The following is a 21,118-nucleotide window of genomic DNA, read 5'->3' as shown; positions in this document are numbered from 1 at the left end:
TCTGCCCACGGCAGATCTGCTGACAGCAGATGCGGCGGAACCGGGACCCTCAGGCCGCGGACAGCGCCCGGGCCGTACGCGAAGCCTGGGCCGCGAGCCCGGGGATGCTCGACGTGATGAACGACCCGCCGCCGACCAGGTCCCCGACCACGTGCACGCGCGGGTCGGCGGGGGTCACGCCCCCGAAGGGGTGCATCGTGGCGAGCCCGGCGTCCACGACGGATTGCACCAGCCCCTGCGCCGCGGCCGGGACCGCCTGCGGTGACGGGTTGACCGCGTTGACGACGACGTCTGCGATGAGTTCGCTGTCCCGGGTACGCACCCGGAACCGTCCGTCGCGCATCTCGATCGTGTCGAGCCCGGCGGCCAGGGTGAGTTGGCCGGAGTCCAGGAGAGCCATGAGCTGTACGGCGTTCACCGGGACCATGGGCGACGCGACGCTGGTGGCGGTGCGCAGGTGGCCGCGTATCCGGGCGCGGTCGGCTTCGGGCAGGAGGCGCCACGCGTACGGACCGACGGTGTGCGCGGTCACCTGGAGGACGCGGCGGCCGATGCGCGGATCGTCGACGGCGGCGATCTGCCGCCGGAGACGGTCGACGGGATCGTCGTGCCCGGTGCTTCGCAGCTCGGCCGCAAAGTCGTCGAAGTCCTCGCCCGTCTCGGCGAGTTCTGCGCGCAGCAGACCCACGAGGTCGGTGAGTGCGAGGCCGCCTTGCGCCTGGTGGAGTTCGGCGACGCGTTCGATCGTCACGTGCCGCGGGCGCCGCTCGACCGGGCGTTGCCACACGTGCGGCAGTACGCCGCTGCGCGACAGCAGCGTGATCCGCCCCGCGTGCCCGCGCGCCGCGAGTGACACGACGACATCGACAGCGGTCAGTCCGCTGCCGATGACCGCCACGTCCGCGTCGGCTGCGACGCGTTCGAGGGTGTCCGCCAGCGGATACGGGTCGACCGTGAACCCGGGGTGGCCGGCGAGGCCGTAGAGGTCCGGCGGTGTTCCGCCGCCCACGCACAGTGCCACCTGGCCCACTTCGCGTACCTGTGCGTCGCCTTCCGTACGCAACGCCAAGCGGGCTCCGGCGCGGGCGACTTCGGTGACGCGGTCGGCCACGACCTCGACCTGCCGGCCCTGTTCGCCCAGCGCCGCGACGGCTTTCTCGGCGGTGTTTGCCAGGTACTCGCCGTAGAGCGCCCGCGGGACCAGCGGTCGGTCGAAGAGCCGATCGAGGTGGTCCGCGCCGCGCTCGCCGAGCCAGGCCGCGTAGTGGCCGAAGTCGTCGGCGCGGATGGACATGATGGCCGGCGGTGCGTTCACCAGGACCGCGTCCAGGTCCGGTCCGTACGCCCGTCCCCGCCACAGCCACGGCGACGGCTCGAAGATCGTCACCGTGCCGCCCGTCCGGCCCGCCGCGTCCTTCCCGGGCACAGATGATGCGGTCGCCGGGGCCGATGTGGCCAATGCGTCCAGGAGGCCGACCGCTGCCGCGCCGCCTCCGATGATTGCGATGTCCATGTCCGCCCTCTCCGTCGGTCGTATGCCAACGACCTTTGCCGCAAAGGCCGGAGAGCCCCATCCCCCGAACACGGGTGAACGGGCGGAGGCCGACCCCCTCAATCGGGGGGTGGACGCCACTCACATGTAGAGGCAGGCTGACCTGCGGAGGGACACCCATGACCGATCCACGCCCTTCGTCGCTGCCGTCCGGCGAACGGCTCGGCGCACGGCCCGGCGAACAGACCCGCGAACGGGTTAGCGAACGGGCCCGCGACGCCTTCGAGCTGTTCAACCTGGCCTCCGCCGATCTGCGGCGCCGCGTGCCGTTCGACTGCGCCGTGTGGACCGCGGCCGACCCGGAGACCGGCCTGATCACCGCGCCGATGCTGGTGGAGAACCTCGGTTCCGGTGAGGGCTGCGCCGCGTACTGGGAGAGCGAACTGCTGGAGGAGAACGTCCTGCCGTTCCGCGAACTCGCCCGCGCGCCCGTGCCCGCCGCGGCACTTCGCGCGGCGACCGGCGGCCTCCCGGCCCGCAGCACCCGGTTCCGTCGCCTGCTCGGGCGCCAGGGCGTGTACGACGAACTCCGCGCCGTCCTGCGGATCGCCGACCGCCCCTGGGGCCTCGTCAGCCTGTTCCGCACGGCCGACGCGACCGCGTTCCGCCCGGACGAGACCGCGCTGCTCGCCGACCTCTCCCGCCCCCTGGCCGAACGGCTGCGCCGGTTCGCCCGGCCGCCCGCGGTCTCCCCCGGCAGCGGGGCGCCCGCGACCGGCCTCATCCTCTTCGACGAGGCGGGCGAGGCGACGTCCGTCAACGACGAGGCCAGGCAGCACCTCGCGCTGCTGCCCGAGGGACCGTCCATCCCCTCGCCGCTCGGGCTCGACCTGCCGATCTGGGTCATCGGTACGGCACTTCAGGCGCGCGCCGTCGCCCACGGCCGGGACGACGGCGACGCGCGGATCCGCATCCGGACCACCGAGGGCCGCTGGCTGACCTGCCACGCGTCGTGCCTCACCGGCATCGGCGGGAAACCGGGGCCGGTGGCGCTGGTCGTCGAGCCGGCCGCGGCGGGCGATCTCGCGGTGCTGGTCGCCGAGGCGTACGGTCTGACCTCGCGCGAACTCCAGGTCACTCAGCTCATCGCCCGCGGCGGGTCCACCGCGGAGATCGCCGCCGCCCTGTTCATCTCCCCGCACACGGTCCGCGACCACCTCAAGGCGGTGTTCGGCAAGACCGGCGTCTCCACCCGAGGCGCCCTGGTGGCCCGGCTGTTCACCGACCACTACTGGCCCGCGTTGCCGCGGCCGACCGAAGTCCCGGGGCCGGTCGGCGTACCGGCCCTGGCCCGCCGGAAGCCCCCGGTCACACGGCTTTGACCAGGTCGGACCTGCCCGTCCGGGACGCGCTCCGGACGGTGGTCGGAACCCCGGACAGCGCCTGCCGCGCGTCGTGGCGCGGCCACAGGAGGAGCGCGGCGACGGCACCCGTCCCGGCGAGGCCCGCGAGAACGGACCAGGTCAGCGTGAAGCCCGCGCTCGTGCCGAGCCATCCCGCGATCGGGTAGGTGACGAGCCAGGCCAGGTGCGAGAGGGAGAACTGGGCCGCGAACACCCCCGGCACCGCGTTCGGTGCGACGGAGGCACGCAGGACGGCGCCCGTCGGTGTGACGACCAGCGCCATGCCGACGCCGATCACGGCCCAGACGACCGCCGTACCGGTCCGCGTGGCCAGTTCGGCCGCGACGAGGGCCACCGCGGCGACCGTGCCCCCGACGAGCACTCCGGCGCCGGTCATCATGGTCGCGCGGGCGGGGACCCGGTCGAGTACGCGGGGCAGTACGAGCGCGGCCAGGAGCGTCCCACCGCCGGAGGCGGCGAGCATCCATCCGACGTCCGACTGCGAGCCGCCGAGGTCGTCGCGGACGTAGTTGACGGTGCTGACGACGACGATCGATCCCGCGGCCGCGACCACGAGGTTGAGCGCCATGACGCCGCGCAGCCGCGGGGTCCCGAGGAAGGTCCTGATCCCCGCCGCGGCCTTGTCCCACACCCGGGTGTGGGCGCTGAGGCGGGCTTCGGGGATGCGCGTGGGCAGGATGAGCAGCGCGGAGAGGACGAACCCGGCCGAGGTGCCCAGGAACAGCCAGTTGAAGCTGATGAACGCCAGGGCGACCGCGGTGAGGACGGGGCTGAGCAGGCTCTCCATGGTGTAGGCGACCTGGGACGCGGACAGGGCACGCGTGTAGTCGGACTCGTCGGTGACGACGTCGGGGATGACGGCCTGGAACGTCGGGGTGAACGCCGCGGACGCGGCCTGGAGCAGGCCGATCAGCACGTAGATGTGCCAGACCTCGCTGACGAACGGAAGGGCCAGGACCACCGCGGCCCGCACTACGTCGAGGAGGACCAGGACGGTCCGTCTGGGGAAGCGCCCGAGGTACGCGGCGGCGATGGGGGCGATGAGCACGTACATGACCATTTTGACGGTCAGGGCGGTGCCGAGGACGACGCCGGCGCCCGGGCCGGCGAGGTTGTAGGCGAGAAGTCCGAGGGCGACCGTCGTCAGCCCGGTGCCGAACAGGGCGATGATCTGGGCGCTGAAGAGGTAGCGGTAGTCACGGATGGCAAAGAGGCGCATGGCGTGTCCCTTCCGTTCTTCTGAGGCGGTGCGCGGCTCCGGGGTGGCGCTCGTGAACCGCACGTACAGGGGGGTGCGCTCATGTGCATCGGTGTCGCTCCCAGGTCTGCCGTCTTCTCTCGTGTCGCCCGCATCCATCGAAAATATACCCCTTGGGGGTATATAACAAGGCGGCATCACCCGAGACTCCCGCCCCCGCCCCGGAGCCGGCCTCCCGCCCGTCGGCAGCGGAACCGACTCGCGCTCCCACCGGCTTTTCGCTTCGGCGGCTGCGGGCATTGCGGATGCTTCCGGTGTCGGGAAGATGCGACGGTGTGGTCGCGGGAAACCGAACGACAGCCGGACGGAGAGGAATTGCCATGGTGGTGGGACGTGCGGCTCGTCGTGCGGAGCGCGCGGCGAAGGCCGAGGCCGCGATGGGGGCGGATGCGGCTTCGGCGGCGCTGGACCTTTTGGAACTGGTCGAGTTCGCGTGGCACGACTGCTACGCGGAGATCACGCCGCACGAGGATGTGATCGACGACATCCTGGTATGCGCCGGAGGCGATCTCGCGCGGATGATCAGCTCCGCCCGGCTGGCCGTCGAGGACTCGCGCGACCTGAGGATGGCCGCCGACGCGAGGCGGGCCGCCGAGGGACCGCCGGTCTGACGGTGGCGGGCGCGGGGTCTCGACTGTCGTGGTGGTCGGGGGTCGTCAGTCGCGCAGGCGGGTCAGAAGGTCTCGCAGTTCGCGCGGCTTCGTGATGCCGGGGACGTCGTCGCGGGTGAGCCAGGACGGGGACGGGGGCGCCTCGTGGCGTGCCCACGAGGGCGCGTCCGGCCAGTGCTTTCGCGTCATGCGCTGAAGAGGCTCGGTCAGGCCGGCCCGCTCGCATGCCGCCGCGTACTCGACGCTCGTGTCGCGGGCGCCGGTGCGGTCCCAGAAGTCCTCTTCCTTGGACCAGAGCCCGTCGCCCGCGTACCAGAGCACGGACAGCCCGGCGAAGTCCCAGTACGGCGGCCCTTCGTCGGACGGGTTGTCCCGCCGGTTCCGGTAGTGGAACGTGACGATCCCGTTCTCGATCGTGTACCAGTCGAGCACGCCGTAGATCTCGGGGACGCCTTTCATGACGGCGTGGATCCACAGGTCGATCTCGTCCCGGCCGTGCAGCGGACCCCAGAAGTGGTCGATGTAGTAGGCGTCAGGCGTGTAGAGCCGCGCCCAGGAAGCCCAGTCCTCGCCGGCGTTGCCGATCGACCACCAACGGGCGAACTCCGCCTCCACTTCGCGCCGGTCGAACTTCACGGCCCAACCTCCCGGAACTTGATCAGTCGACCCGTTGTACACCAGATCGCCCGAGCATCCGAGGGGCACGCGGAGGCGCTCTGGCCCGCGGCGTGTGCGGGACGACCCGGGGCGTGTTCGATCAGCGGGCGCCGGTCGGTCGCGGGGTGGTCAAAATCGCCCCTTCGCGCTTGAGCAGGCGGAACACCGTGGTGGTCTCGACCGACGTGACCCGCGTCAGCGCGGCGATCCGCGTCGTCAGGTAGCCGTACAGCTCGGTCTCGTCGCGGAAGCAGGCGACCGCGATGACGTTGGTGGCACCCGTGGTTGCCGCCGCGAAGACGACCTCGGGATGCAGGCTGAGCTTCGCGAGCACGTCGGCCAGGTGCGACGGCGGCACGGACATCCTCAGCGCGGCGGTCGTACGGTGGCCCAGCGCCGCCGGATCGGCGTCCAGCTCGAAGAACAGCAGGCGCTCGCGGCGGAGTTCGTCCATCCTCCGGCGCACCCAGGACTCGGACTGCCCGGCGGCCGAGGCCAACTCCGCGTAGCCGGAACGGCCGTCGCGGGCCAGTTGCTCGAAGAGCCGGGTGTCCGCCTCGGTGGGCGTCACGCCGCTCGGTCCGGTGTCCAGGTCGTGGTTCAAAGGGCCGTGGCCGGGGTCCAGTTCGGCGACCTGATCGGGGGTCAGCCACGCCGACTTCTCCCGCCAGCTCATCGGCCCGCCATGGGCGATGTGCAGCACGCACTGGGCGGTTATGTCGACGACCTTGGGCGTACGCGGCAGCGTGTGCCGCAGCAGATTGTCCGCGTCGGCGTTGCTGCCCAGGCGGGCGACGCAGCTGATCTCCGTGCCGCCCGAGGTGAGTTCGACCCAGGATGTGTCGCGGCGGCGGGCCAGGGCCTCGGCGATCGCGAACGCCGCGTCCGGAGTGCTGCGGATGCGTACCACCCACGTGGTCAGGCCGAGCCGCTGCGGGTTGGCCAGGCCGACCACGCGCGCGACGCCGGTTCCCCGGAGTCGGCGGTAGCGGCGCGCGACCGTCTGTTCCGAGACGCCGATCACCCCGGCGATGCGCGCGAAGGGCGCGCGGCCGTCGATCTCCAGGGCGTGGATGAGCGCGCGGTCGATCGCGTCGAGCGTCACCGGCATGCCGGCCGTGCCGGTCGTGCCGACGGTCGTGCGGGGAGTGGAGGATTCCATCCACAGGAGAGTACTCGTGGCGGATTTCCGCCGAATGCGGCCGCTGACTGGTTGACCTTGCGGCACGCCAGGAGCGTGGGCGTACCACTCCGAGCACCGCCCGAGCGCTGCTCCACCCACCACTCACCGCACCGCTCCAACGCGAGAAATGAAGACGCCATGCGCAAATGGGGACCGCTCGTCGCGGTATGCCTGGGAGCGTTCATGCTCCTCGTCGACACTACCGTCGTGCTCGTCGCACTGCCCGACATCGCCGACGACACCGACTCGACCTATGCGGACCTGCAATGGGTGGTCGACGCCTACGCGTTGGCCCTCGCCGCCCTGCTCCTGGGGGTGGGTGCGCTCGCCGACATCGTGGGCCGCAAACGCGTGTACGCGGTCGGCCTCGTCGTGTTCACCATCGCCTCACTGCTGTGCGGCCTCGCGCCCGGCACCGGCACGCTGGTGGCCGCGCGCGTCGTCCAGGGCATCGGCGGCGCGGCGATGCTGGCCACCGCCATCGCGCTGATCGGGGCGGCGTACCAGGGCCGCGACCGCGGGGTGGCCTTCGGCGTGTGGGGCGCGGTCTCCGGGGCGTCGGCGGCACTCGGGCCGGTGGTCGGCGGGCTGCTGACCGAACACGTGAGCTGGCGCGCGATCTTCCTGATCAACCTGCCGGTCGGGGCCGTCGCACTCTTCCTCGCCCTGCGGTGGCTGCGCGAGTCGCACGGCGACCGTACGACGCGCGTGGACGTGCCCGGCGCGGCGGTGTTCACCCTTGCCGCGGGAGCGCTCACGTACGCCTTCATCCGTGCGGGTGAACACGGCTGGGGCGACGCCACGGTTCGAGGCGCCTTCGCCGCGGCGGCCGTCGCCGTGGTCCTCTTCGCCGTGGTCGAGACCCGCAGCGCCGCACCGATGCTCGATCTGCGCCTGCTGCGCGACCGGTCGTTCACCGGCATCCTGATCGCCGGACTCACCCTCCAGATCGCCGCGTTCGCGTGGATGCCGCAGGTGTCGCTGTGGCTCCAGACGCACCTGGGGAACAGCCCGGTGCGCGCGGGCCTGATGCTCGCGCCGCTGGCCGGCGTCGCGTTCGTGGTGGCGGGCGCCGCGGGGCGGCTGCTGCACGACGTACCGGCACGCTGGACGATCGGCGGCGGCCTGCTGTTCATCGGCACCGGCGCGCTGCTGCTGACCCGCATCGACGCCGGATCGGACTGGACGGTCCTCCTACCCGGCCTGATCGTCGCGGGCGTCGGCGTCGGCCTCGGCACCCCCGCACTCGCGTCCGCGATCCTCGCCACCGTGCCGCCGGAGCGGGCCGGCATGGCGGGCGGCGCGCTCAACACCTTCCGCCAGCTCGGCTTCGCGCTCGGCATCGCCGTCACCGGCGTCGTGTTCCAGGGCGAGGCCGAGACCGTCCTGCGGGACGCCGGGGTCGCCGGGGCCCACGGCGCCGCGGCCCGGCTCACCGAGGGCGGGGGCGGGGCAGGCCTGCCGCCCGGCGCGGCGGACTCGGCGTACGCCTCGGGCCTCGACGCCGTCGTCCTCATGTCGGGCGTGGTGGGCCTCGTCGCGGCCGTGCTCGTGGTGCTGCTGGTACGCGGCGGACGCCCCGGGGCTCCTGCCCCGAAACCCGACCGGGCCCGGCCGGAGCAGGCCGAGGGCGCCGCGATCGGCTGAGAGTAAGGTTTCGGCCACGCAACGTTGACAGGACAGTCACTCAGGGTTGCGTTACCGTTGTCGGTATCTGCGTTCATTTGTGGTTATGCGGTACCTGCGGGGAAGGGTGGCCGGTCATGCTCAGCGCACGCGGCATTCTTCAGGAGATCCACCAGGACGACGACGCGTTCCGTCTGTTCTGCAGCATCGCCGCCAAGGGCGAGAGCCAGGGCGGCTGGGAGAACAGGCGGATCGCGGCCCTCGTCCCCGATCCGGAACTCGCGCCCAAGGTCGCGCGGCACGGCGCCGACGAGGACAAGCACGGGCGCATCTTCAACGCCATGCTCCACCGGCGCGGCCTTGACCCGGTCGAGGTCCCGCCCGAGACCGACTACTGCATGCTGCTCGAACGGCAGGGCATCGGCCTCGCCCACGAGCGCCTGCGCCGCGACGAGCCGATGACCGACGCCGACGTGGTCGAGTACCTCGTGCACTCGCGGGTCACCGAGCAGCGCGCCGCCGAGGACATGCGGCTGCTGCGCCGCTACCTGGGCGACGACCCGGACATCGGGCGCGGTATCCGGATGATCTGCGACGACGAGGAGAACCACCTCGCGTACTGCCACGAGGAGTTGCTGCGGCGTACCGCGGTCGGCGGCAGCCTGCAGATCAAGCGCGCGCTGGAGAAGACCGCACGCGCGGAGATCAAGGTCAACCGCGACGTCAGCCTCGCCGTCATGGCGCGGATGGGCAGCCTCCTCAACTGGTCGCGGGCCCGCCGCACGGTGCTGAGCGCCGGAATCCACGCGACGTACGTCTACGACCGCGTGTGGGGCACCCGCCGCATGGTCAAACTCCGCCCGCCCAAGCGCGTCAACGCCATGGGCCCCAGGCCCAGCGCCCACCCCAACGCCGCCTGACTACCGAGTCGCGGGAGCGGTTCGACGGCGTTGGCGGTAGCGCGCGGGGGCGGTCGTTCAGTCTCCGACCAGGCAGAACTCGTTGCCTTCCGGGTCCCGCAGGACCTGGAAGGCGCCCTGGTCGTCCTTGACGATGCCGCCCAGGCGTACCGCGCCCAGGAGTTCGACCGCGCGGGTCGCCGCGGGGATGTCGGTGACCTGGACGTCCAGGTGCAGGCGGTTCTTGCCCGACTTGCCCTCGGGTACGCGCTGGAAGGCGACGCGCGGCTTGCCCGGCGGGTCGACGTACGCCCAGGCGGCGTCCCGCTCGACCGCGTCGCCGCCCAACACCCGGGCCCAGAAGACCGCGAGGCGGTACGGTGCGGCGCAGTCGACCACCACCTCTTGGAGGTCGCGCCCGAACCGCGCGAGCCCCGCCGCGTGGCCCATCACGATCAGCGGCGTGACCGTGCCGTCCGCCTCGACGAACGGCGCGGAATCGGCGTCGGGCTCGTCGACGAAGCCCTCGGCCAGGTACAGGCCGTGCGCACGGTCGTTGCCCGCCTTGACGTCGAGCCAGACGCGCCGCGCGCCATGGACGGTGTACGCCCTGGTCAGCAACTCCCGCAGCAGTGCCCGCCCGTGGCCGTGCCCGGTGTGTGCCGTACCGACCACGATGCGCCGCACCTCGACGGCTTTGTCCTCGCGGGCGAGACCGGCGAGCACGCCGAAGCCCACGACCCGGTCGTCCTCAAGCACGACCACATGTTCCTGGGCCGGGTCGACCAGGGCCAGGTCGTGCCAGGTGCGGCCGATGTCGCACAACCAGCGCGCCGCGTCCGGTTCGGCCTCCAGTGTGATGATCGTGTCGAGGTCGGTTTCCTTGCCCAGGCGGAAAGAACGCACGTCAGGCAGGGTACCGGTGGTCCGCGGCGGTGACGAACGGTTGGTCCGGGTGCCACGGCGGATGTGGCATGCCCCGTCTGTCGGATAGCGTCTTCGCCATGCGTGACCTGGAACCGGGGGATCCGCACCGCCTGGGCGACCACGAGTTGGTCGGCGTGCTGGGCGCGGGAGGATTCGGCCGGGTGTTCATGGCCAGGACGCCGCAGGGCAGACGGTTGGCCGTCAAACTGACCCACCCTCACCTGCTGCGCGCCGACCCGGACTTCGCGATGCGCTTCGCCGGGGTCATGGGCGACCTCTCCCGTGTCCGCAACCTGGGCGCGGGACGCATCGTCGACTGGAGCACAGACGGCGTACGGCCCTGGTACGCCCGCCGATACGTCCCCGGCGCCTCGCTCGTCGAGGTCCTCGCCGCGGCCGGACCGCTTCCGCACGCGGCGCTGCGCATCGTCGCCGGGGTCGCGCGGGGCCTTGCCGCCATGCACGACGCGGAGTTGCCGCACGGCGGCGTGACCCCGGGCAACGTGCTCGTGACCGCGACCACCGCGCAGCTCGTCGACGGCGGCCTGGCCCGGGTGTTCGGCGGACCCGGGCAGGGCGGCGCGCAGGGCGCCCTCGTGCCGCTCACCGGTCCGGCGTTCGCGCCGCCCGAAGGCGCGGACGCGACCCTGGCGGCCGACGTGTACGCGCTGGGGGTGCTGCTGCTCCTGTGTGCCCGCGGGCACCTGCCGGAGGAGTCGGACGCACGGGGCGGAAAGGTAGGCGTATCGGCCGCGGGCCTCCCGGACGGCGTCGCCCCACTGGCCGCGCGGCTGCTTCATCCGGTTCCCGAGTCCCGGCCGACCGTCGCCGAGATTGTCGCGCAACTCGGCCGCCCCGTCGGCGAACTGGCGACCCATCTGCCGCGGGCCGCGCGGCGGGCGATCAGCGCCCACGCCGAGCCGGCCGGTTCGGAGGAACCGCCGATCGGGACAGCGCTCGCCACACCACGGCCTGTGCGTGCTCCTGCCGCGACCGATGTGGCACCCCAGGTGCCGGAGACCGCCGCGGAGGCGGCCAAGGCCAAGGGCTCGATCCCGAGGGCACGTCAGCGCCGCGTACCCGCGCAGGCGGCCGCGGTGGTCGGGACGGCGACGGCGGAGACGGGCGCCGCCCCGAACCCGAAGGGGCGGCAGAAGGAGCCGAAGACGCCGCGCAAGCGGGCCGCGGGTGCCGGAAGCGCCATCGTGAGCAGCCGCGGGAAACTTCCCGCCAAAGCGGCGACACCAGTCGGCGTCGAACACGGCGTCGAGCAGGACGCCGAGCACAAGATCGAACACGACTCCGCGCCGGGCGTCGAGCACAGCGTCGAGCACGGCATCGAGCACGACGCCGCGCACGACCCGGCGTACGACTCCGCCCATGACGCCACCACCGGCTCCGCGCACCCCACTTCACCCGCACTCGGCGACGACCCCGCGGCCACCGCCACCGCCGGCGCCACAGCCGGCGGCACAGCCACTGCCGGCGCCACGTCCGCCGAACCGGCCGAACAAGCCGCCGCATTAGGCGCACAATGCCTCTGGACCCGGGAAATCCCCGGTGTGCAGAGCCTCTTCATGTCCGACGGCCTGGTCTTCGCCGGCGGCGAGAGCCTCGTGGCCCTCGCCCCCGAAACCGGCGAGCCGGTGTGGAGCAAGCCGGGCTGGCGTATCGTCGGCGAGCCCCGCGGCGGGCGCGTGTACGTCACCCAGGGCACCCGCATCGCCCTACTGGACGCCATCACCGGGGCCGAGCGCTGGCGTACCGACGTCGCCGCCGCGCGTGGCCTCTGGGCCCGCGGCACCTCGCGACTCGCGCGCGCCGAGCGGGCGTTCCGACTGCACGCGGTGTTCGAGCCCGCGGAAGGGGTGCTCGCGGCGATCGGCGGCCACACCGAGCTCTTCGGACTCGACCCGGCCTCCGGCGAGTTGCTGTGGAACCGCCGGGAGGCCCGCCGCACGGCGTTCACCCGCGACGACGCGGGCGCGGTCTACCTGAGCGGCGACGGCCGCGAGCCGATGCGCGCGCTCGACCCGCGGACCGGCGAACTGCTGTGGCGCGACGACGCCGAGGACTCGATCGTCACCGCGGTGGACCGGGGCTGGGTGCTGTGCGCCCGGTTCCGCCCGGGGACCGCCGAGGTCGGCTCGTACGTCGTGCGCGCCGCCGAGGACGGCGGCCTCGTGCATCGCGACATCAGCCCCGGCGACACCGCGATCCTCGAGAACGGCGTCCTCTACGTCCTCGGCGGCGGCGAGTTCCGGGCGTTGCGCCCCGCGCAGGCCGCCCAGCTGTGGAGCATTCCGTGGTCCGGCGGTACGGCCGGGCTGTCCCTCGCCGTCGACTCCGCGGAGGCGTACCTGCGCGGCGAGGACCGCCGCGTGCACGCCGTCGACCTCGCCGACGGATCGGTGCGCTGGACGAGCGGCCCCATCCCGGCCCGTCGGCCCCTCGACGCGGTCGGCGGCCAACTGGACCGTACGCTCCCGGTCTTGGCCGACGGCCCGGTGGTGTGCGTGCGCTCGCACAGCGACTCGGTGCTCATCGTCCTGGACCGCACCGACGGCCGCGAGCTGTGGTGGTGGCGGGCCTGGTACGGCACGCTCACGATGGTCGCCCCCGTGGTGTCCGGTGCCTTCGTCTACGTTGTGGACGGAGACAGGGTCCGTGCGCTGACCGGCCGGGACACCGACGAAACGGGAACCGTGTGACATTTCTCGCCGCTATCCGGCCGGACCGCCGTGGGGGCACGGCACCCGCACGAGCATCCGCGCTCCCGCGGCGCCGCACCGACCTCCTGGCGATGGCGGTGCCGACGCTGTTCCTGGCGGTGATGGGCTGGAACCAGCGCTGGATGACCGACGACGGCCTGATCTTCACGCGCGTCGTGCGGCAGATCACCGCGGGCAACGGCCCGGTCTACAACGTCGGCGAACGCGTCGAGACGTCCACGAGCACCGCGTGGCAGTGGCTGCTGGTGGCGGTGCATTACCCGAGCCCGCTCTCCGACGCCGAGAACGCGGTCTACCTCGGACTCCTGTTGGCGGTCCTGGGCTTTTGGGCGGCCCTGTCCGCCACCTGCTGCCTGCACCGGCGTCTGGCCCCGACCCGCCTGCTCCTGCCCGCCGGAGCGCTCGTCTTCGTGGTCGTCGAACCGGTGTGGGACTTCCTGTCCGCCGGGATGGAGATCGGCCTGATCCTGTTCTGGATCGGCACCTCGTGGGCGCTGCTGGTGTCCGTGTGGTGCGCCTGGCCGGGCGCCGTCCCCGCCCGGCGTCTCCTCGGCCTGTCCTGCTACCTCGGCCTCGGTCCGCTCATCAGGCCCGACCTGGGCATCACGGCGGTCGCGTTCCTGGTGGCCGTCGCCCTGCTCGGGCCGGCGTCGGGGTGGACGCGGGTCGGGATGGCGGTGGCCGCGGGAGCGCTCCCGGCGGCGTACGAGGTCTTCCGCATGGGCTACTACGGCCAACTCGTGCCGATGCCCGCGGTCACCAAGGAAGCCGGCGACTCGCAGTGGGGGAGGGGCTGGGACTACGTCACCGACTTCAACCGCCCCTACCAACTGTGGATCCCGCTGCTGTTCCTGGCCGCCGCCGCGGTGCTCTACGCCCGGCTCGGCCTGCCGAGGCGGCGCACGGTCCTCGTGCTCGCCGTCGCACCCGCCGCCGCCCTCGCCCAGGCCCTCTACCTGGTCAAGGTCGGCGGGGACTTCATGCACGCCCGTATGTGGGTCCCCATCCTGCTGACGCTGCTCCTCCCGATGCTCTTGCTGCCGCTCCGGCGGGCCGTACTGCCGCTCGTCGCCGCGGTGGCCGTGTGGGCAGTCGTGTGCGCCGCGGTGCTGCGGCCCGGCGGCAGCGGCACCACCAAGCCGCCCGTGCCCGCCGCGAACGGGCAGAACCAGGTGTGGAACGAGCGCGGCGTGACGACCCGGGCGACCGGGGAACGGAACCCGGTGACCGCCGGGGCGCACGTCGCGTACAACGCGCAGATGCACGGCCTGCTGGTCGCGGCCCGCGACGACGGGCGGCACGTGCTCATGCTCGACCCGCGCTACGGCAAGGTGTTCGGGCTGCCCCCGGACTTCGCGCTGCCGCTGCGGCCCGACCTGGAGAACCCGGTCGCGCTGGTCATCGGCAAACTCGGTGCGGGCGGCGCGATGACGCCGCTCGACGGGCTGCTCGCCGACGTGTGGGGGCTGTCCAGCACCCTCGGCGCGCACCTGGAGCAGACCAACTTCACCGCCGCCGGGCACCAGAAGCTGCTGGCCCCGGTGTGGAACATCGCGCTGTACGTCGACCCGGCGGCCTTCCCGTCGGTGCCGCCCGCGCTGGCCGACCAGGAGCAACTACGGGCCGCGCACCGGGTTCTCGGCTGCGGCGACGTACGCGAGCTCCTGGAGTCGGTCTCCGAGCCGATGAGCTTCGACCGGTTCTGGAAGAACCTGACCGGTGCGTACGAACGGACAAACATCCGTATACCGGCGGATCCGGTCGAGGCCGCCCGCAAATTCTGCGACTGACCCGGGGCCGACCGGGCGAATTTCCCCGGTGAATTTCGCAACCGACGCAGCTTTTCGGACGCCCGACAGCGTCTTTGGTGAGTAGACGCCCGAGGCCGCCGGAGGCCGGGCGTCCCGCCCCGCGGCTCACGCCGGGGCGGAAATGAGCCGCACTCCAACGCCTGTACCGGGATCCGAGCGGGGATCCGCCGCGGGCCGGAGCCGAAATCCCCCTGGGAGCCGCATGCCCCCGACGTCCGTCCCGGCCGCCAGCCCCGCACCCGCGAACTCCGCCGACGTCGAAGAGACACGGCCGAGACCCGCGGCGCCGGACCAAACGGGCGGCCGCGCCCGGCCGTTCGCCCGCGCGGTCCGCCGCCGCCTGCCCAGGCCGGCCGACCTGGCCGTCATGCTGGTGCCGACCGCCATCCTCGCGGTCATGGGCTGGCACCGGCGCTGGATGACCGACGACGGCCTGATCTTCACGCGCGTGGTCCGGCAGATCGCCGCGGGCAACGGCCCGGTGTACAGCATCGGCGAGCGTGCGGAGACGTCGACGAGCACCGCGTGGCAGTGGGTGCTGGTGGCCTTCCATTGGGTCAGTCCCTTCCCGCCCGCCGAGACCGCGGTCTACCTCGGACTCGCCCTGTCCGTCACGGGGTTCTGGATCGCCCTCGACACCACCCGGCGCCTGCACCGGGCGCTGACCGCCAAGCGCTTCCTGCTGCCCGCCGGCGCACTGGTGTTCGTCGCGGTGCCGGTGAACTGGGACTTCCTCACCGCGGGCATGGAAATGGGCCTGGTCCTGCTGTGGATCGCCGTCTCGTGGTCCCTGCTCGTCGGCGCCTGGGCCGCGCCGGTCGGCGGAGTCGGCACCCGGCGGCTGCTGGCCACCTCCTTCTGGTTCGGGCTGGGCCCGTTGATGCGCCCCGACCTGCTCCTGACCTCGCTGGTGCTGCTCACCGCGCTGGCCGTGCTGACCGCGGCACGGTGGCCCCGGCTGGTGGCGATGGCCGCCGTCGCGGGGGCGCTGCCCGCCGCGTACGAGGTGTTCCGCATGGGCTACTACGGCCTGGTCTTCCCGATGCCGGCCCTCACCAAAGAGGCCGGGGACTCGCTGTGGGGGCGCGGCCGGGACTACATCCTGGACTACGAGCGGCCGTACCGGCTGTGGATCCCCGCCGTGCTGCTCCTCCTTGTCGCGGTACGCGGCGCCGTACTGCTCGGCCGCCGCCGGGACGTGAACCGCACCTGGCTGCTGGTCGCCACCCCGCTCGTCGCCGCGTTCGTCCAGACCCTGTACCTCGCCAAGGTGGGCGGCGACTTCATGCACGGGCGGCTCATGCTGCCCGTCATGTTCCTGGTCCTTCTGCCGCTGCTGCTCGTGCCGTTCGACAAGCTGTCCGCGCCGCTGGTCGCCACCGTGACGGTGTGGGCCCTGTTCTGCGGCATCGACATGCGCAGCGGCGTGGTGACGACCCTGACCTCGCCCCGCGACGGCCAACCCCCGCAGAACCAGACGTGGAACGAACGCCGCGTCTACGTCGGCGACACCGGCCACGAGAACCCCGTCAGCTCCCAGGCGCACATCGCCTACCTGCGCAAGTCGTACTCCCTGGTGGTGCGCGCGGACGCGGCGGGCAAGCGCGTGCTCTATTGGGACTTCGGCTACGCCCGGGCGTACGGACTGCCCGGGGACTTCGAACTGCCGCTGCGCCCCGACCTGCAGAACGACGTCGCCCTGGTGATCGGACGCCTCGGCCTCGGCGGCGCGATCGTGCCGCTGGACGGCATGGTCGCGGACCTGTGGGGGCTTTCCAGCACCATCGGCTCGCACATCGAGCAGACGCACTTCGCGGCGGCCGGCCACCAGAAGCTGCTGCCGCCCGCGTGGAACATCGCGCTGTACGTGGACCCGGTCGCGTTCAAGGACGTACCGCCGCAGTTGGCGTCGCCGGAGGCGATCCGCGCCGCGTACCGCACGCTGGGATGCGGGAAGGTCGCCGAGCTCATCGACTCGGTGACCGAACCGATGAGCATGAAGCGGTTCTGGGACAACCTGACCGGCGCCTACGACCGCACCAAGCTGCGCATCCCCTCGGATCCGATCGAGGCGGAGCGCAAGTTCTGCGGAGGTTCGTGACCGCCGCGAAGTCGTCGCGCCGGCTCAGGACTTGAGGACGTCGTCGAGGCTCCCGGCCAGATCGCCGAGAGCCTCGTCGGCCGCCGCCAGCAGGCCCGCGCCGACCTGGAAGATGTGCCAAAGGTCCGGGTAGTCGGTGTGGTCGACCGTGACCCCGTGGGCGGCCGCGCGGTCGGAGAACGCGGCCCCTTCGGGGGCGAGGATGTCGTCGGTGCCGCACTGCACGATCGTCGGCGGCAGCCTCGACAGGTCGGAGTTCCGCGCGGGGGCGAGCGTTTCGCGGTCGACGCCGTTCGCGTACCACTCGGCGCAGCAGGTCAGCCACGCCGGCCGCAGGACGGGATCGCGGCCGTAGCGCGGTTCGTACGGCCAGGGCCGCAGCGGGTCGAGCCAGGGGGATATCAGGACCATCGCGTCGGCGACCCGGTCACCGGGGTGCCCGCTGCCGCCGGCGGCCAGGCCGAGGGCCGTGGTGAGGGCGATCCCGCCGCCGGCCGAGTCGCCCGCGATCACGAGAGGCGTGGTCGCCGGCGTCGTCGCGGCCAGCGCGCGCCACGCCGCGAGGGTGTCGTCGAGGGCGGCGGGGTACGGGTGTTCGGGCGCGCGGCGGTAGTCGAGCAGGTAGACGGCGCTCCGCGTCGCCCGCGCGAGGTGCGCGCCCCACGACAGGTGCGACCGCGACGAGCCGGTGGCGTACCCGCCGCCGTGCAGGTAGAGGATCGTGCGCTCGGGATCCTGCGGCCCGACCGAGACGCGGCGCGCGGGCACCCCGCCGGGCGAACGGCGCAGCACGTGCGTTCCGGGCGGCAGGGGGCCGGAGTTGGCGTCGAGGCGGGCCCGCTGCACGGCGAGCGGGACGCGGGGGTGCAGGAACGGCCGAATGGTGCGGCGGGCGAGACCGCGGGCCAGGGGAACGGTGAGCTGGGGCACGAGGGTCCTCCTCGGGGCTGCGTCCCGGGGCCGCGTCAAGGGGGCGGCGTCCGGGACTGCGTCCGTGGGCTGCATCCGTGGGCTGCGTCGCTCGGGCCGGGCCCGCCCCACCTACGGTGACACCCGCCCCCGCCCCTGACCAGAGCCCACCCACCCCAACCCAAACCCCACCCCCCAACCTCAACCCCCCAACGTCAACCCCCCAACCTCAACCCCCACCCCCAACCGCCAACCCCCAACCGCCGACCGCCAACCCCCAGCTGCCGACCGCCGACCTCACCTACCGACCCCAATTGCCAACCTCAACCGCCGACCCTTAACCGCTGAACCTCAACCGCCGACCGTCGCCCCCCAATCCCTAGCTTCGCCGCGCACCCCCAGCCCCCGATCTCGAACGCCGACCGCAGCGCGCCCGAGCCCCGGTTACGTGTGCCGGCGGGCGATCGATCTTCCACGTTGTCCGGCTTGCGGCTACCTTGCGTGCGTCAGCGGGCGCACGGCGGGCACGCCCTTTCGGGTGTCGCCAGGCCGGCGCCCAGCAGCGCACCCACGAGCGCGCATTCGTGCGCGCACACGAGCACAGCGGGAGATACGCATGGCCAGCCGGTGGTCCGTCACCATGAACGACCTGGTCCGGCAGCGGGTGGGCGACACGTCCACAGGCGTGCGGTACGGCGACTCTTCGTGGACGTGGGACGAGCACGTACGCCTGTCCGCCCAGCGCGCCGCGTTCCTGGAGTCCCGGCGCGATCCCGACAAGCCGTTCCACGTGGGCGTGATGCTGGAGAACGTGCCGGAGTTCTCGTTCCTGCTGGCCGCCGCGGCGGTGTCGGGCGCGGTCGTCGTCGGCCTCAACCCGACCCGGCAGGGCAGCGAGCTGGCGCGCGACGTCGAGCACACCGGCTGCACGCTGCTGATCACCGGCGACGCGCACGCGGCGCAGCTGGCCGAGGCGGTGCCGGACTTCCCGGCGGAGAACGTGTGGAACGTCGACTCCGCGGCGTGGACCGACGCGCTGGCCCCGTTCGAGGGTGCCGAGCTGCCGGGCAGCTCGCCCGCACCGGACGACCCGTTCATGCTGATCCTGACGTCCGGGACGACCGGCCACCCGAAGGCGGTCATCTGCTCGCAGGGCAAGATCGCGTCGCAGGGCGGCTCGGTCGTGGCGATGCAGCAGCTGGGCGGCGAGGACGTGGCCTACTGCGCGATGCCGCTGTTCCACTCCAACGCGATGATCACCTGCTGGACCCCGGCGGTGGCGTCCGGCGCGGCACTGGTGCTGCGGCGTCGCTTCTCGGCGTCGGGCTTCCTGCCGGACGTGCGCAAGTACGGGGTGACGTACGCGAATTACGTCGGCAAGCCGCTGTCCTACATCCTGGCCACCCCCGAACTGCCGGACGACGCCGACAGCACGCTGACGCGCGTCTTCGGCAACGAGGGCGGGCCGCAGGATGTCGAGCGGTTCGCCCGGCGGTTCGGGTGCAGCGTGCGGGACGGGTTCGGATCGACCGAGGGCGGCCTGTCGTTCGTCCCGGTGCCGGGCATGCCGCCCGGCGCGCTGGGGACCGCGAGCGGCGACATCCGGGTGCTGAACCCGGATACGCGCGAGGAGTGCGCGACGGCCCGGTTCGACGCGGACGGGCGCCTGCTGAACGCCGACGAGGCGGTCGGCGAACTGGTGAACCTCGACGGCGCGGGCTCGTTCGAGGGCTACTGGAACAACGACGCGGCAACCGCGGACCGGCTGCGCGACGGCTGGTACTGGAGCGGCGACCTGGCCTACCGGGACGAGCGGGGGATGTTCTTCTTTGCGGGGCGCAGCGGTGAGTGGGTCCGCGTCGGCGGCGAGAACTTCGGCTCGGCGCCGGTCGCGCGGATCCTCGCCCGGCACCCGGACGTGGTGCTCGTGTCGGTCTACGGCGTGCCCGACGAGGCGGCCGGCGACCAGGCGATGGCGGCGGTCGTGCTGCGTGAGGGCGCCGAGTTCGACCCGGCCGGGTTCGCCGCGTGGCAGGCCGAGCAGCCGGACCTCTCGCCGACGTGGCGTCCCCGCTACGTGCGCGTCGCGCGCGAACTCCCGCACACGCAGACCAACAAGGTGCTGGTGCGCGTGCTCTCGCGGCAGGCGTGGTACGCGGACAACGGCGACGCGCTGTGGTTCCGGCCGGGCAAGGACGGCCCGTACCAGCCCTTCACCGAGGCGGACGTCAAGGCGCTGGAGACTCGCTTTGCGGAGCACGGCCGGGCTCACGTGCTGGACCTGCTGGACCGTCCGTAGCAGTGGTGGCGGCCGTACCGGTCGTGGCGGCGGCAGCGCTCGTGGCGGTCGCGGTGCTCGCGGGCACCACGACGGCGGGGGCCTTCAGCGGCTGCGCGGCGGCCGTCGCGCGCAGGGACCGGGCCTTCGCCCGGGTCCTGCGCGCCTGGCCCAGGGCGTCGACGGTGAGCACCGCGAGCGCCGCCCAGATCAGCCCGAAGCCCGCCCAGCGGGACGCGGGCATCGCCTCGTGGTAGACCCACACGCCGACGCCGAACTGCAGGATCGGGCCGAGGTACTGCAGCATGCCGATCGTCGACAGCGGGATGCGTACGGTCGCCGCCCCGAAGCACAGCAGCGGTATCGCGGTGACCACGCCTGTGCCGATCAGCAGCAGCGTGTGCCCGAAGGACACGGTGCCGAGCGTGCCCTCGCCGGTCCACGCCAGGTACGCGAGGTAGCCCGCGGTCGGCAGGAACATCACCGCGGTCTCGGCGGTCAGCGATTCGGTGGGGGCCAGGCCGACGGTCTTCTTGACGTACCCGTAGATCGTGAAGCTCGTGGCGAGGACCAGCGCGAGCCACGGGAGCCGCCCGTACGCCACGGTCAGCACCAGCACGGCCGCGATGCCGAGGGCCACCGCGGCCCACTGCGCGGCGCGCAGGCGTTCGCCCAGCACCAGCACCCCGATCGCGATGAACGCGAGCGGGTTGATGAAGTAGCCGAGCGAGGTCTCGACGACCTGGTCCGAGTTGACGCCCCAGATGTACAGGCCCCAGTTGGTGGTGATGACCACGCCCGCGATCGTGATCTTGGCCAGCCGGGCGGGATTGCGCAGCAGCGCGCGGATCCATGACCAGCGCCGCAGCACGGCCAGCACGAGGAGCATGAAGACCAGCGACCACACCATGCGGTGGGCGAGGATCTCGACCGCTCCGGCGGGCTTGAGGTGCGGCCAGTAGAGGGGGAAGAGCCCCCACATCACGTACGCCGCGACGCCCAGCCACAGGCCCCGACGCTGCTCCGCCGTTTCCGTCAAATCGCCCACGGGCGGACCCTAGCCACGGATCCCGCCAAGTGTCGCGGTCCAATTCGCCACGGGTGGATCGTGGACGCCACCCAACCGGCTGCCCGAGCCCGACAGTGAAGGGCCTGTAGCCGCCCGTGACCAACGCATGCGTATGTCGCGAAATCGTTATATGACGACCCG

Annotated in this window: 15 protein-coding genes; 8 read left to right on the top strand and 7 right to left on the bottom strand. The window is 72.6% G+C overall.

The window, feature by feature from the left end; translation table 11 throughout:
• Nucleotides 1–49 precede the first annotated feature (49 nt).
• The gene (locus tag AB0C36_RS08935; RefSeq protein ID WP_358351399.1) at nucleotides 50–1,513 is read right to left on the bottom strand and encodes an FAD/NAD(P)-binding protein; all 1,464 of its coding nucleotides are present in this window, start codon (nucleotides 1,511–1,513) and stop codon (nucleotides 50–52) included.
• Between the two features lie 158 nt (nucleotides 1,514–1,671).
• Here AB0C36_RS08935 and AB0C36_RS08930 point away from each other — a divergent pair, with 158 nt between their 5' ends.
• A complete protein-coding gene (locus AB0C36_RS08930) occupies nucleotides 1,672–2,874 on the top strand; it encodes a LuxR C-terminal-related transcriptional regulator (RefSeq protein WP_358351397.1) in 1,203 nt (400 codons plus the stop codon).
• On the opposite strand, the gene AB0C36_RS08925 is transcribed toward AB0C36_RS08930, so the two are convergent.
• On the bottom strand, nucleotides 2,861–4,135 hold the full coding sequence (locus AB0C36_RS08925; protein ID WP_358351394.1) for an MFS transporter: 1,275 nt from the start codon (nucleotides 4,133–4,135) through the stop codon (nucleotides 2,861–2,863). The two genes, AB0C36_RS08930 and AB0C36_RS08925, sit on opposite strands and share 14 nt — an antisense overlap.
• 359 nt (nucleotides 4,136–4,494) lie before the next feature.
• On the opposite strand from AB0C36_RS08925, the gene AB0C36_RS08920 reads away from it, so the two are divergent.
• Nucleotides 4,495–4,785 (top strand): hypothetical protein, encoded by a 291-nt coding sequence (locus AB0C36_RS08920; RefSeq protein WP_358351392.1) that lies wholly within the window; start codon nucleotides 4,495–4,497, stop codon nucleotides 4,783–4,785.
• Nucleotides 4,786–4,830: 45 nt separating this feature from the next.
• On the opposite strand, the gene AB0C36_RS08915 is transcribed toward AB0C36_RS08920, so the two are convergent.
• Together AB0C36_RS08915 and AB0C36_RS08910 are read right to left on the bottom strand one after the other, a co-directional pair.
• Nucleotides 4,831–5,421: a nuclear transport factor 2 family protein gene (locus AB0C36_RS08915; RefSeq protein WP_358351389.1), complete on the bottom strand. Its 591-nt coding sequence runs from the start codon at nucleotides 5,419–5,421 to the stop codon at nucleotides 4,831–4,833.
• Between the two features lie 121 nt (nucleotides 5,422–5,542).
• Complete coding sequence (locus tag AB0C36_RS08910) at nucleotides 5,543–6,604, bottom strand: Lrp/AsnC family transcriptional regulator (protein WP_358351386.1); 1,062 nt, start codon at nucleotides 6,602–6,604, stop codon at nucleotides 5,543–5,545.
• 159 nt (nucleotides 6,605–6,763) lie between these two features.
• On the opposite strand from AB0C36_RS08910, the gene AB0C36_RS08905 reads away from it, so the two are divergent.
• Both AB0C36_RS08905 and AB0C36_RS08900 read left to right on the top strand, forming a co-directional pair.
• Entirely contained in the window at nucleotides 6,764–8,272 is a 1,509-nt protein-coding gene (locus AB0C36_RS08905; RefSeq protein WP_358351383.1) for an MFS transporter, read from the top strand.
• 116 nt (nucleotides 8,273–8,388) lie between these two features.
• A complete protein-coding gene (locus AB0C36_RS08900; protein WP_358351381.1) occupies nucleotides 8,389–9,171 on the top strand; it encodes a ferritin-like domain-containing protein in 783 nt (260 codons plus the stop codon).
• Between the two features lie 57 nt (nucleotides 9,172–9,228).
• Here the strand turns inward: AB0C36_RS08900 and AB0C36_RS08895 are convergent, their stop codons facing one another.
• Nucleotides 9,229–10,056: a GNAT family N-acetyltransferase gene (locus AB0C36_RS08895; RefSeq protein WP_358351379.1), complete on the bottom strand. Its 828-nt coding sequence runs from the start codon at nucleotides 10,054–10,056 to the stop codon at nucleotides 9,229–9,231.
• Between the two features lie 98 nt (nucleotides 10,057–10,154).
• Here AB0C36_RS08895 and AB0C36_RS08890 point away from each other — a divergent pair, with 98 nt between their 5' ends.
• From AB0C36_RS08890 to AB0C36_RS08880, 3 genes are all read left to right on the top strand, one after another.
• Nucleotides 10,155–12,788 (top strand): outer membrane protein assembly factor BamB family protein, encoded by a 2,634-nt coding sequence (locus tag AB0C36_RS08890; RefSeq protein ID WP_358351376.1) that lies wholly within the window; start codon nucleotides 10,155–10,157, stop codon nucleotides 12,786–12,788.
• Between the two features lie 92 nt (nucleotides 12,789–12,880).
• A complete protein-coding gene (locus AB0C36_RS08885) occupies nucleotides 12,881–14,599 on the top strand; it encodes an arabinofuranosyltransferase AftB family protein (RefSeq protein WP_358351373.1) in 1,719 nt (572 codons plus the stop codon).
• 223 nt (nucleotides 14,600–14,822) lie between these two features.
• The gene (locus tag AB0C36_RS08880) at nucleotides 14,823–16,721 is read left to right on the top strand and encodes an arabinofuranosyltransferase AftB family protein (protein WP_358351371.1); all 1,899 of its coding nucleotides are present in this window, start codon (nucleotides 14,823–14,825) and stop codon (nucleotides 16,719–16,721) included.
• 24 nt (nucleotides 16,722–16,745) lie between these two features.
• On the opposite strand, the gene AB0C36_RS08875 is transcribed toward AB0C36_RS08880, so the two are convergent.
• Nucleotides 16,746–17,651: an alpha/beta hydrolase gene (locus tag AB0C36_RS08875; RefSeq protein WP_358351368.1), complete on the bottom strand. Its 906-nt coding sequence runs from the start codon at nucleotides 17,649–17,651 to the stop codon at nucleotides 16,746–16,748.
• Between the two features lie 595 nt (nucleotides 17,652–18,246).
• Between AB0C36_RS08875 and AB0C36_RS08870 the strand changes: the two genes are divergently transcribed.
• Nucleotides 18,247–19,929: a long-chain-fatty-acid--CoA ligase gene (locus AB0C36_RS08870; protein ID WP_358351366.1), complete on the top strand. Its 1,683-nt coding sequence runs from the start codon at nucleotides 18,247–18,249 to the stop codon at nucleotides 19,927–19,929.
• On the opposite strand, the gene rarD is transcribed toward AB0C36_RS08870, so the two are convergent.
• Entirely contained in the window at nucleotides 19,859–20,947 is a 1,089-nt protein-coding gene (gene rarD, locus AB0C36_RS08865; protein ID WP_358351539.1) for an EamA family transporter RarD, read from the bottom strand. The genes AB0C36_RS08870 and rarD overlap by 71 nt on opposite strands.
• Between the last annotated feature and the right edge of the window lie 171 nt (nucleotides 20,948–21,118).

Origin of the sequence: Streptodolium elevatio (genome assembly GCF_040649515.1) — a bacterium.
GTDB classification, from domain to species: domain Bacteria; phylum Actinomycetota; class Actinomycetes; order Streptomycetales; family Streptomycetaceae; genus Yinghuangia; species Yinghuangia elevatio.
This window is presented reverse-complemented; position numbering and strand designations above follow the sequence as displayed.